Source organism: Krasilnikovia sp. MM14-A1004, assembly GCF_047159485.1.
Classification (GTDB): Bacteria; Actinomycetota; Actinomycetes; order Mycobacteriales; family Micromonosporaceae; genus Actinoplanes.
In genome coordinates, this window is sequence record NZ_AP038773.1 from 2,822,323 (window position 1) to 2,834,087 (window position 11,765).

The 11,765-nt window shown below is 73.6% G+C and carries 10 protein-coding genes; 2 read left to right on the top strand and 8 right to left on the bottom strand.

Translation table 11 applies throughout. The features are described 5' to 3' along the window. Window positions 1–28: 28 nt before the first annotated feature. The 4 genes from ACMCNN_RS12850 to ACMCNN_RS12865 all read right to left on the bottom strand — a co-directional run bounded on the left by ACMCNN_RS12850 (window position 29) and on the right by ACMCNN_RS12865 (window position 3,172). Window positions 29–1,213, bottom strand: a complete 1,185-nt coding sequence (locus ACMCNN_RS12850) for a metallophosphoesterase (RefSeq protein WP_412746419.1) — start codon at window positions 1,211–1,213, stop codon at window positions 29–31. Window positions 1,214–1,215: 2 nt separating this feature from the next. Continuing rightward, a complete protein-coding gene (locus ACMCNN_RS12855; protein ID WP_412746420.1) occupies window positions 1,216–1,965 on the bottom strand; it encodes a nucleoside/nucleotide kinase family protein in 750 nt (249 codons plus the stop codon). Between the two features lie 238 nt (window positions 1,966–2,203). Beyond that, window positions 2,204–2,854, bottom strand: coding sequence for a hypothetical protein (locus tag ACMCNN_RS12860; protein ID WP_412746421.1), 651 nt, complete (start codon window positions 2,852–2,854; stop codon window positions 2,204–2,206). Between the two features lie 66 nt (window positions 2,855–2,920). After that, the gene (locus ACMCNN_RS12865; protein WP_412746422.1) at window positions 2,921–3,172 is read right to left on the bottom strand and encodes a hypothetical protein; all 252 of its coding nucleotides are present in this window, start codon (window positions 3,170–3,172) and stop codon (window positions 2,921–2,923) included. 326 nt (window positions 3,173–3,498) lie between these two features. Here ACMCNN_RS12865 and ACMCNN_RS12870 point away from each other — a divergent pair, with 326 nt between their 5' ends. Then, on the top strand, window positions 3,499–4,311 hold the full coding sequence (locus ACMCNN_RS12870) for a polysaccharide deacetylase family protein (protein WP_412746423.1): 813 nt from the start codon (window positions 3,499–3,501) through the stop codon (window positions 4,309–4,311). Next, the gene (locus tag ACMCNN_RS12875) at window positions 4,308–5,357 is read left to right on the top strand and encodes a glycoside hydrolase family 26 protein (RefSeq protein ID WP_412746424.1); all 1,050 of its coding nucleotides are present in this window, start codon (window positions 4,308–4,310) and stop codon (window positions 5,355–5,357) included. The genes ACMCNN_RS12870 and ACMCNN_RS12875 overlap by 4 nt, the downstream gene beginning before the upstream one ends. A gap of 5 nt (window positions 5,358–5,362) precedes the next feature. On the opposite strand, the gene ACMCNN_RS12880 is transcribed toward ACMCNN_RS12875, so the two are convergent. The 4 genes from ACMCNN_RS12880 to ACMCNN_RS12895 all read right to left on the bottom strand — a co-directional run bounded on the left by ACMCNN_RS12880 (window position 5,363) and on the right by ACMCNN_RS12895 (window position 11,741). Next, complete coding sequence (locus ACMCNN_RS12880) at window positions 5,363–6,298, bottom strand: hypothetical protein (protein WP_412746425.1); 936 nt, start codon at window positions 6,296–6,298, stop codon at window positions 5,363–5,365. After that, window positions 6,295–9,183 (bottom strand): hypothetical protein, encoded by a 2,889-nt coding sequence (locus tag ACMCNN_RS12885; protein WP_412746426.1) that lies wholly within the window; start codon window positions 9,181–9,183, stop codon window positions 6,295–6,297. Before ACMCNN_RS12885 ends, ACMCNN_RS12880 begins: the two co-directional genes overlap by 4 nt. A 207-nt stretch (window positions 9,184–9,390) precedes the next feature. After that, a complete protein-coding gene (locus ACMCNN_RS12890; RefSeq protein ID WP_412746427.1) occupies window positions 9,391–10,770 on the bottom strand; it encodes a glycosyltransferase in 1,380 nt (459 codons plus the stop codon). Then, window positions 10,767–11,741, bottom strand: a complete 975-nt coding sequence (locus ACMCNN_RS12895; RefSeq protein WP_412746428.1) for a glycosyltransferase — start codon at window positions 11,739–11,741, stop codon at window positions 10,767–10,769. Before ACMCNN_RS12895 ends, ACMCNN_RS12890 begins: the two co-directional genes overlap by 4 nt. Window positions 11,742–11,765 lie beyond the last annotated feature (24 nt).

Sequence of the window (11,765 nt, forward strand, 5' to 3'; positions counted from 1 at the left end):
GAGTCGATCAGGCCCGGCGCAGGGTTGATCAGGCCTGGCGCAGGGTGATCAGCGTGATCTCGCTCGGGGCGAAGACGCGGAACGGCGGTCCCCAGAAGCCGGTGCCGCGGCTGGTGTAGAGCTGCGTACGCGGCCCGTGCTGGCTCAGCCCCTGCAGCACCGGCTGGTCCGTGCGGACCAGGTAGTGGAACGGCCAGATCTGCCCGCCGTGGGTGTGCCCGGACAGCTGCAGGTCGACGCCGTGCGCCACGGCCCCGCCGATCTGCTGGGGCTGATGCGCGAGCAGCAGCACCGGCAGGGCCGGGTCGGTGCCGGTCAGCGCGGCAGTGTGGTCCGCGTGGTGGCCCGGCACCCCGGAACCGCCTGCCGTCCGGTCGTCGACCCCGGCGATCACGAGGCGGTCCGCTCCGCGCTCGACGACGATGTGGCGGTTGTGCAGGGCCTCCCAGCCCAGCGTGGCCATGTGCTCGACCCATCGCTGGGCGCCGCTGAAGTATTCGTGGTTGCCGGTGACGTACACCCGGGCGAGCGAGGCGCGGACGTCGCCCAGCGGGGCGGCCTGCGCACGGCGGGCGGCCACCTCCCCGTCGGCGATGTCGCCGGTGTGCGCCACCACGTCCGGATCCAGCGAGTTGATCACCTCGGTGACGCCGGCGGACCAGCGGGCGCGGTCGATCGGGCCGTAGTGGGTGTCGGTGATGAGCACCACACGCAGGCCGTCCAGCGCCGGGCCGAGCCGGTCCAGCCGTACGTCGACGCGGCGCACCCGCGGCACCCGCATCGCCTCGGCGTATCCCCAGCCGAGCAGGACGAGCGCGACGGCCACGACGGCGACGCTGACCAGGCGCGAACGCAGCGGGTCGGCGACGCCCGCCAGCAGCAGTACCACCCGCAGCAGGTTGCCGAGCAGCGCCCAGGAGAACAGCACCCAGACCACGCCGAGTTCGGTATCGGCCACCCGGGCGGCCCAGTCGCGGTGGCGGCGGCCGTGGCCGGCCATCATCAGCGGCGGGAAGGTGACCAGCGCCGCGGCGATCAGCACCGTCCCGCCCGTCACGATCGCCGGGGGCCACTGGTTGCCCGCCAGCAGCAGCGTCCACCAGGGGACCCCGAACAGCAGCAGCATGATCGTCGTGACCGTGGCCGCGAACCACGCCGCGCGGGCGACGCGGCGTCGTGGCATCGCGGCCTGCACCGCTTCCTCGACCGACACGCCTACGAGGATGCCACGCCCGGCCCGCTGGCGTCCTGCCCAGGGTGACTCGGCGGCGCATCCACCACGAGGCCGGCCGGGACGATGAGCTCGGCCGGGACGATGAGCTCGGCCGGGACGATGAGGTCGGCACGGGCGCGGGTTCCGGCGATCAGGGCGGCGTTGCGCTCGTCCGTGCCGGTTGCCCAGGCGACGGCGGCCTGCTCGGTCTTGCCGAAACGGACATGCCGCTCGATCAGGCGGCGCAGCCGCTCGGCGTCGGGCAGCTCGACGAACCACACCTCGTCGTACAGCGGGCGGGCCCGGGCCCAGCGGGGGTCGTCCAGCAGCAGGTAGTTGCCCTCGGTGAGGATCAGGCGCGCGCTGCGGGGCACCGCGATGGCGCCGGCCAGCGGCTGCTCGAGGACCCGTTCGAAGCCGGGCGCGTACACGACGTCGTCGGCGTCCTCGCGCAGGCGGCGCAGCAGGGCCGCGTACCCGAGGGGGTCGAACGTGTCCGGCGCGCCCTTGCGCTCGCGCAGGCCGAGCCGGTCCAGCTCCCGGTCGGCCAGGTGGAACCCGTCCATCGGTACGTGCGCGACCCAGCCGCATGCGGGCAGGCCCGGTGGCGGCGCCGGGGCCAGGGCGGCCAGCAGCGCCTGGGCCAGGGTGGATTTGCCGGCGCCGGGGGCGCCGGTGATCCCCAGGACCGCGCGGCGCCCACCTGCCACGAGGGCGCGGGCCCGCTCCACCAGCACCGCGAACGTCAGCACGGGTCAGAGTCTGTCACCGGGCCGCGCCGGCCGGACCACGCCCGACCGGGCCAGCTCCGGGCGGGCCGGCTCTGGACAGGGCCACGCCGGGCCGAGGTTCGGGGGTGCCGCGACCGGACCGGGTCACGCCGGGCCGAGGTTCCGGCATGCCGCGACCGGACCGGGTCACGCCGGGCCGAGGTCCGGGCGAGGCCGCGACCGGAGAGGTCACGCCGGGCCGAGGTCCGGGTGGTGCCGGCTAGAGGCCGAGTCGCAGCGCGGTCACGCCGGCCGGCGACAGCGGCCGGACCGAGGCGCGCCGCAGGTCCGCGCGGACGCCGACCGGAAGCTGGGTGCCCAGCGCGCACAGCGCGGGGAACAGGTCCAGCACGTCGCGATGGCTCAGCGCACCGACCCCGATGATCAGCCCGTTGACCGCGGGGGGCGTACGGGCCAGCTCCGCGCACAGCTCCATCCGCCAGATCGGGTCGGCCACGTGGGTGGGGAACTCGCGGGCGATCCTGGTGCTGGCGGCGCACCCCGGCTCGGGTGCCGCGTGCCGCCCGGAGGCGGCGAGCACGGGTGCCGGTCGCACCGCGACTCCGAGCCGCTCGGCGAGCTCGGGCACGGTCAGGGTGGCCAGCCCGTACGCGCAGGCGTCGCAGAGCCGCCGGAACGTATGGGCGTCGACCACCATGGCCGCGCTGGGGCACCCGCCCGGCGCCTCGCAGATCGCGTCCATCACCACTTCGGCGAGCCGGCCGCCGGCGTCGAAGCGCCCGACGCCGAAGTAGGGACCGGGGGTGGCGCGGCACGCCTGCAATGCCGCCTCTTCGCTGGAATAGCCGTCGGGGTCCACACCGATGCGCGGGATGCCGTGGTGTGGGTGGAGGTGGATGAGTCGGTACATCCTGTCGCTCCCGGGGTCGTGCCTGGCGTCGTCCTCCCGGGGTACGTTCGCGATGCCCTCGTCGGTTCAGTCCTTACGCTGTGTGTAAGAAAATTGCCTCCGATCGCGGTGACCAGTAAGCCTAAAACAATCGAATGTCACTGCGTGTAACGCGTACGTGCCTGCGGTGAGCAACAGGAGCACCACCGCGAGGGCGGCCACGACCGAGGTGTCCAGCACCCGCCACGCGGCGGGCAGCGTCACCACCCCGACGATCGCGGCCGCCTGGGCGGCCGCCTCGGCCAGGCGCAGCGGGTCGAGAACGCGTCGCTCTGTCATGGCGACAGCCTCCCGCCGAGTCAAGGGCGGGCGCTTCCCTCCGCAGCGGGAACGACGGCTATGACTTTCGGCCGAGCCCCGCCGCGCGTGCCGCTCCCCGGCCGGTCCATCCCCCCGGTCAGCGGTTCGGCCGGGCGCGGCGATGCGCGCGGCGACGGGGGCAAGCCGGATTTCCCACGGCAAACAGACAATATTCGGGGCATTTCCCGGATACGGGTGGTCAGAAACGCCCGGTGGGACGGTTGCCAAGGACCCCGACAACGCCGAAGCTTGCCAAGGCCCGGCCGATTGTCGTCGTGACCGGCCCGATCGGGGAGGAAGCCGCAGTGACCGTCACGGCGTCGCCGACGTGGAAGACCATGCCGGCGCTGATGTACCACTCCGTTTCCGCGGTGGCCGGGCCCATGCGGGACCTCGCCGTGCCCCCGGATCGCCTCGCCGAACAGCTCACCGCGCTCACCGCCGCCGGGTACCGGCTGGTCGGCCTCACCGAAGCGCTGGACCTGCTGGACGCCGGCTGCACCGACAACCTGCTGGCTGTCACGTTCGACGACGGCTACCGGGACTTCCTCACCGAGGCCGTGCCGGCGCTGGCCGCCGCGGGTGCCCGCGCCACCCTGTACGCCTCCGTCGGCCACCTGGGCGCGCACGCCGACTGGCTGGGCCGGTGGTCGCCCGACTTCGGCCCGATGCTGTCCTGGGACGAACTGGCCGAGGTCGCGGCCGCCGGGGTCGAGATCGGTAACCACAGCCTCGTGCACCACCCCCTCGACGTGCTGCCGCCCGCCCAGCTGCGCGAGGAGGTCGTCCGCAGCCACGGCGAGCTGGAACAGCGGCTGCAGCTGAAGGTGCGCAGCTTCGCGTACCCGCACGGGTACAACGGGCGCCGGGTCCGCGACGTCGTCGAGGCCGCCGGGCACGACAACGCCACCGAGGTGGGACGCCGGCTGCACCGGCCCGGCGAGCGGCGCTTCGCCGTACCCCGCCTGCAGCCCACCCCCGACCACACCGGCGCGGACCTGGTGGCCCTCGTGCGTGATGGCGGCGGCGCGCTGCTGCCGCAGGCCAAGCGGCTCGCCCAGCCCGCGTGGCGTCTGGTACGCCGCGTGGCGCGCAGTACCGGCCGGAACCTGACGTGAGCGCGGCGCACCGCCCGTCGCCCTGGCTGACCCGCCGCCGCGTCCTGGGCCTCGGTGCCCTGGCCGCGGTGCCGGCGGTGACCCTCGCCGTGCGCGAGGCCCGGTCCCCGCGCTCCGGCTCGCCGGACACGGCCGCCGCTCCCGTGCCGTCCGTGTCGTCGGCGCCCACCTCGGCCGCGCCGCTGCGGGTCGTCACCAGCGGCGGCGGGCCGGTCCCGTTCGTCGCGGGCCGGGCGATGCTCGGCTCGTACCTCGGGCTGGAGGGCAAGACGCTGGAGCAGAGCCTGCGGCTGCGCCGTCAGCAGCTCGGCCGCGACCAGCGCATCGTGAACCTGTTCTACGACTGGACCGACAACCTGCTGACCGCGGTCCCGGCGCTGCCGCCACGGGCCGTTCCGATGATCTCCTGGGCCGGCACGAAGTACGCCGACATCATCGGCGGCGCCTCGGACGCGCTGATCGCCCGCGCGGCCCGGCGCGTCGCCCGCTACGGCCACCCGGTCATGCTGCGCTTCGCGTGGGAGATGAACGGCGGCTGGTTCGCCTGGGGCGGCGCCAAGAACGGTGGCCACTCCGAGGGCTACATCGCCTCGTGGCGCCGGATCCACAAGATCTTCCGGGACGTCGGCGCGCGCAACGTCTCCTGGGTGTGGAGCCCGAACTGGAACTCCAGCCCGACAGCCGACTGGAACACCACGCAGTCCTACTACCCGGGCGACGCGTACGTCGACTGGGTCGGCGTCTCCGGCTACAACCTGCACCGGGAGTCCCCGGAGGCGTTGTTCGACGGTGTCTACCAGCTGTACGCCGCGAAGAAGCCGATCGTCGTCACCGAGGTCGGCGCGGTGGACCGGGGCGGGCGCACCAAGGCCGACTGGATCACCGTGTTCGGCCAGTGGGTGCAGAACCGTCCCGCGGTGGGCGCCGTGATCTGGTTCGACACGGACACCCACCCCGGCTACGACGAGAAGTGGCGCGTCGACACCGACCCGCAGTCGCTGGCCGCGTACCGGGCGATGGCCGGCCTGGAGCGCTTCAGCGCCTGACCGGGCTAGCGGGTCGCCGCGATGTACAGCGTGCGGTACGGGGTGGTCTCGCCCGAGCGCAGCAGGTTCACGGTCATCCGCTGGCGGCCCGGCAGGCTGAGGCTGGCCGTCCAGGTGCCGTCGGCGGTGACCGGGATCGTCCGCTGCTCGGTGGTCCTGCCCGTGGGCCCGAGCACCGCCAGCGTGTACGGCCCGTACTCGGGGAGCAGCCCGGTGGCCGTGACCGGCACGAGCCGGGTCCCCGAGGCGGTCACCGGGCCGGGCTCACCCGCCGCCAGCGCGGTCACCGTCGTCTCGTAGCTGCGGTGCGAACTGCCGTACGACAGCCAGCTCGCGCCGCCCAGCACGGCCAGCACGAGCACCAGCGGCAGCAGCTGCCACACCAGCCGCCGATTCCCCGGCGCGTCCGCGGTGTCGCCGGACGGGCCGTCGTCGACGACCTTCGGCAGCAGCATGGTCGAGACCTGGTCCTCGGTCAGCACGGGCGTCGGGACGACGACGCGCGGCGCAACGGCGGAGGCGGGCGGCGCGACGTCGGCGGGTTCCGGCTCGGGTTCGTCCTCCTCCTCGTCCCACAGCTTGCTGACCAGGTGCTTCAGCACGCTCACCCACCGGTCGGGCAGGCCGGCCGGCACCAGCGCCACCAGGGTCACCCCGGCGGTCGCGACGGTCCAGGACGTGCGGCCCAGCGGGAATCCGGTGACGTAGATGAGCAGGCCGCCCAGAATCAGTACGCCGAGGCTGAGCGCCGCGGTCAGCACCGTACGCTCCACGCCGCTGGAGTCGCGGCCGCGCAGCAGCGCCCCGGTCAGCGCCGCGCCGGGTAGCAGAAGCGCCAGCAGCGACCCTCCGGCGATCATGAACGGCGGGGTTCCGAACAGCACCGCGAGGGCCGCCGCGACGGTCACCACGGCGAGCAGCAGGGCCAGTTTCGGCTTCACTGTGCCCCCATGTGGTAGATCCGGACCGTGCCGTTGTCGTACACCCGGCCCACCTCGGTGAGGGTGTCGAACTTGCCGATCTGCGCCGCGGTCAGCGGCGAGGTGATCTGCCCGGCATGCGGGTCGTTCTCGAAGTAGGCGTCGCTGACCGGCACCCGGGTGGTCAGCCGCTGGTCGACCACCAGGTACTCCAGGTGCACGCGGCTCACCAGGTCGTCCTCTGTCAGGCCCCACTGGTCGGCGTAGAACAGCGGGCCCACCTCGCGGACCGGGTCCTGCCGGCCGTACGTGGAGGCCAGCGACACCGACGTGACGTCGCCACCGACGCGGTGGCCCGGGCCGAGGGTCTCCCGTTCGAAGTTCGCGGCCGCGATCCCGTACGCGTCCACCGACCGCTCGAAGCCGCCCGGCAGGTACGGCCCGGGCAGCAGCGACACCAGGGGCGGCCAGCCACCCGCCCGCGCGCCGATCATGAGCAGGGTGATCAGCGCCGACCCGGCGGCGACGCGGGTGAACCACGGCCAGCCCACCGGTGCGGGGTAGTCGTACGTCGGTGCGGCGGCCCGCCACCGGTGGCCGGCCTCGTCGCGCAACGGGATGATCTGCACCCCGCGCACGAGCGCGATGGCGACCAGGATCGCGATCGGGATGTACGTGAACGTCTGCAGCCGCCCGGAGATCTCCGGCCCGTTCTGGCCGAGGAACCGGATGCCGTTGCCCGCGAAGAACAGGAAGCTGCCCACCACGGCGGCCCAGCGCCACGCGTCCCGGTCATGCCGGTGGATCATGTCGCGGACGCAGGCCAGGTAGAGCACGAACAGGCCCAGCAGACCGGCACCCTGCACGGCCAGCTGACCCACCGACACCGCGGCCGAGGCCTTCTCCGGCGTCGTCTCGTTGTTGATCAGCTGGTGGACCGTCGTGATCACCTGGTTGATCGGGGCTTCCAGATAGTCGATCACGTCGTTGGCCACGAACAGGATCCACACCGTGACGACCGCCAGGGCCACCGCGGGCATCACCAGCGCCGCCCACCGGCGCGGCCGCTCGGTGACCAGCTGCGCCACGGCCAGCAGGGTCAGCGTGGCCACCAGCGCGAACGCCGTCACGTGGTGGCTGACCGTGGTCGCCACGATCGAGCCGACCGCGATCATCGCGAACGGCCGGCCATCCTCGGCCAGCCAGCGGCGGGTCGCCCAGATCGTCAGCATGAAGAACGGCAGCGCCGCGGTCTGGTACAGGAACATCGAGTTGAAGAACAGGTAGTGCATCGCGGTGGCGTACAGCGCGCAGGCGACACCGGCCACGGCGGGGGAGTTGCTGGCCCGCAGCGCGGTCACGAACAGCACGCCCACGAAGACCAGGTGCGCGATCCCGGCGACGATCACCCCGGACGCGGTCACCGGCATGCCGGTCATTCCCGACAGCCCGGCCGCCATCTCCGCCAGTCCGGGGAAGTGGACGGCGGGCGGCAGCGCCGCGTTCGGCTGGAACAGCTGACCGGTCTGCATCAGGACCGTCGTGGCCAGCCAGTGCTGCAGCTCGTCCGGAAAGCGGAACTGGTCCGGGCTGTACATCCATTTCAGCAGGTACTGGTTGACGGCCAGCCCCATGACCAGTAGAAACGACTCGCCGACGCCGGCCATGCGGCGGCTGAGCAGCCGCAGCACCACCGGGGTGAAGACCACGACCTGCCCGATCCAGTACGCGGTCATCGCGGTGTCCGAGCCGTTACGGCCACCCTGGTACGCGAACGCGACCAGCAGCACCCCGAGGCTGGAGAGCAGCAGCACCAGCGGTGCGTGCCCCAGGTCCAGCGGCTGACGGCGGGCGCGAGCGGGCTTGGGTGCCCGTGCCGGGTCGGGAGGGGGCGCCGGTGTCGGGGGCGTGGCGCCCGGACGTCCCGGCACGACAGGGATCAGGGTCGGCCGCAGCTCCACCGGGGGCGCGGCGACGGTCGGTGGTGGCAGGACAGGGGCGTCCTGACCGGCACCGGGCACGACGGCAGCGCCGCGGATCCGCTGGTGGACCCGGGCCCTCCCCTGCGCCTCGCCCGGCTGCTCTGCCATCACCCTTGACTCTTCGGTCGGCGGGCGAGGCTCGGCAAGCTTCGCGGGGGCGGCAACCCCGCGCGGTTCGGCCGGTGGGGCCTTCTCGGACGCCGGCGGCTTCACCGGTTCGGCCTTCTGCGCGGGTACCGGCTGCGCGGCCGCCTTGACGGGCTCGGCCGCCTTGACGGGCTCGGCCGGTGCGGGCGCCTGCGCTGCTCCGGTCCGGGCGGCCGGCTGGGCGTTTCCGGACGGCGCGGGGGGCTGCGCGTTTCCGGACGGTGCGGAGGGCCGGGCGTTTCCGGGCGGCGCGGGGGGCTGGGCGTTTCCGGACGGCGCGGGGGGCTGGGCGTTTCCGGACGGCGCGGGGGGCTGGGCCGGTTCCGGGCGGGGGCCCGGCGCCCGGGCGGCACCGGCCGTACCGGTGGGCTGGCCCGGCTTGCGGGCCGGGAAGCCCGGCGTGCCCAGGGTGAGGCCCGGCGGCGCCGGCAGGGGGGTCTTCGGCACTCCCGTCGTGGTCTGGATATCCGATTTCGCGGGGCGCGGCTGCACCCGCGCGGTGCCGCGGGGGCGCTCGGCCTGCACCTGGGCGGTGCCCCGGGCGGCGTCCGGCTGGTCCTTCTCGTGCTCCTCGGCCGGTTCCGCCGCGCGATTGTCCGCCGCGCGCTGGGCCTCCGCGTCTTCGGGGGACTCGAACTGTTGGATGGACTGCATCACGCCGGTCGGGCGCTCCTTCGCCTGGTCGTTGCCGGGTTCCGGCCCGTCGTCGGGTGCGACGGCATGGTGCGGGGAGGAGCCGCCGTCGGGCGGCGGCTCGGGTGGGCGCGATATCGACATGCGGTTATCCCCGTGAGGCGTGGACCGGACGGCGGCGCGTGGGCCGTGCGGGCCCGACACACCATGGTCCCCGATCCGGCCGGAAACGAGCAGTCCGGCCGGGCCGCGCCCATGAGCTGATGGCCGACCATCAGCGTCATACGCTTCCGGCCCGCCGAGAATGCCCCTTTTCGGGGGAAGTTCCCAGCGAATGGAGGAGTCACACGCTCAGCGGGCGGCCTGCCGGTACTTGGCCTTCGCCGCACGGCGTCCCTTGAAGTACGCCCGGGGCCCGGCGACCATGCCGCGCCGGTTCGCCTTGAGCAGCTCCCGCGGGAAGTCGTCCTGCAGCGTCGACACCCGCAGGCTGTCGCTGCCGGTGAGGTCGCGCAGCGCGCCCGGCACCAGCTTCAGCAGCGGCCACAGCAGGCCGGGCCGGTGCAGCAGCAGACTCGTGTACGCCGCGGTGAGCCCCGCGCCGTACCCGACCATCTGCTTCTCCAGGCCCGCGAGGTCGCGCCGGTGGTAGTGGTGGGTGACCGCGGTGGGTTGGTAGACGATCGTGCCGCCGTCCACCAGCACCTGGGTGAACGCCAGGGTGTCCTCGGAGCCCATCGCCGGGGTGCCGGCGCCCAGCGCGGTATCGAACCCGCCGATCCGCTCGATCACGCCCGCCCGGAACGTCATGTTCGCACCCGTGCCGAACGGCGGCAGCGGGTACAGCGGGCTCTGCCGGTGCGCGGTGGCCGGGCTGAACACGTCGGGCTTGAAGCCGCGGCCCTTGCTGTGTCCGCCGAACTGCTCGAACCACAGCTGCGCCTGGGTCTCCAGCTCGGCCGGGACGATCACGCCGGAGACGACGTCCGCCTCGGGGTGCTCGGCCAGCGCCCGGGCCACCTCGGCCAGCCAGTTCTCGTCGGCGTACTCGTCGTCGTCGATCCAGGCGAGGATCTCGCCCGGCGCGGCGGCGACCGCGGCGTTGCGGGCGAACGACAGCCCCGCCTTCGGCTCGACCAGGTAGTCGACAGGTCCGCGGCGGGCCGCGGAGCGGACCACCTCGGCGGTCGCGTCGGTCTCCGGCGCGTTGTCGACCACCAGCACCCGGAACGTCGGGTACTTCTGGGTGATCAGGCTGTCGAGGCAGCGGGCGAGTGCGCCGGGGCGTTCGCGGGTGCAGATCACCACGGTGATCGGCGGAGCGTCGGCCAGCACCTCGCGGCGGCGCGCGAGGAAGGCGGGCTCGCTCTCCGGGGTGATCCCGTCGACCGGCAGCGCGTCCAGGCCGAACTCGGCCAGCCGCGGCCGCAGGCTCGCGCCCAGCTCGGCGTCGATCGCGGCGGCCAGCTCCCCGGGGCGCAATCCTGCTTCGGGTACGTCGAGCAGCAGCGTTCCGATCGGTTCGGTGAACAGCCGGACCAGGAACCACGCCCGGGCGACGCGCCGTCCGTCCCCGCCCACGGCGCCGACGGTGGGCAGCGGGTCGCAGACGTCGACGTCGTACACGGCGGCGGGAAGCACGTCACCAGTGTGCGCGATCGTGGGCGGGGTCATGACCTCATCGGCGCGAGGCGCGGGCACCCGTACCTTGCCGTTCAGTCCGGCGGTCACTGGGCCGCCCCGGCGGCGACGGCGGCCGGGCGGCGCGCGGCGCGGCGACCGGCGACGGTCTCCACCGCCCCGCCCCAGCCCGCGGCGGCCACCCCGGCGACCACGCTGCCGGCCTGCAGGGCGTGCGCGACGCCGCGGCCCCGGGTGGCGGCGGCGAGGTTGCGGACCACCGACTTGGGCAGCGACCACAGGTAGTCACGCTCGGCGCCGAGGCTCTCCGAGCCGTCGAGCAGCCCTGCCATCTGCACCTTGCCGCGCCCCTCGGCGTAGCAGCGGCGCAGAAAGAAGCCGAACGTGGACCGGTCGGCGGGAACCTCGTGGCGGATCACCGCGTCCGGGACGTACATCCAGTGGCCACCGGCGTGCGCGCTCATCCGCAGGCACAGTTCGGTGTCCTCGGGACGGTTCTCCCCACCGAGCTTGCCGAAGCCGGTCCGGAAGCCGCCGACGGCCATGAACGTGTCCCGGCGGACCAGCATGCTGGCCGACCAGACGTTGCGGATGGGCGCCGTGGTGGTCGGCATCCCGGTGTACGAGCCGCCGATCGCCCAGAGGAACTCGTCCGGCATCCACCGGGGCCGGTTGATCTCCCAAGCCGGGGTGATCCCGCCGCCCGCGCCGACCACGTTCGGGTCGGCGAAGGGGATCACCAGGTTGCGCAGCCAGTCGGGCTCGGCGACCGTGTCGTCGTCGAGGAACGCGATCAGCTCCGTGGTGGTGTGGAACGCGCCGGTGTTCCGGTTGCCCGAGACGCCCTGGGTGTACAGGTTCTCCAGCACGGTCACGCCGGGCAGGTCACGCCGGGCCCGGCGGTACAGCTCCGGGTTGTGGTCGACGACGACCACGACCTCGGCGGCCGGGTAGTCCTGCGACCGGGCGGACGCGACGGTCCGCACGAGCATCGACCAGCGCTTCTCGCTGTGGGTCGGGATGACGATGCTGACGGCAGGGCGGTAGGTGGGGTTCTCCACGCGAAAGCTCCTCGACAGGTGGTG

Coding starts and splice junctions, on each gene's coding strand:
- ACMCNN_RS12860 (WP_412746421.1), bottom strand. CDS start 2,854: ATGTACCGACTCATCCACCTCCACCCACACCACGGCATCCCGCGCATC.
- ACMCNN_RS12865 (WP_412746422.1), bottom strand. CDS start 3,172: ATGACAGAGCGACGCGTTCTCGACCCGCTGCGCCTGGCCGAGGCGGCC.
- ACMCNN_RS12885 (WP_412746426.1), bottom strand. CDS start 9,183: ATGTCGATATCGCGCCCACCCGAGCCGCCGCCCGACGGCGGCTCCTCC.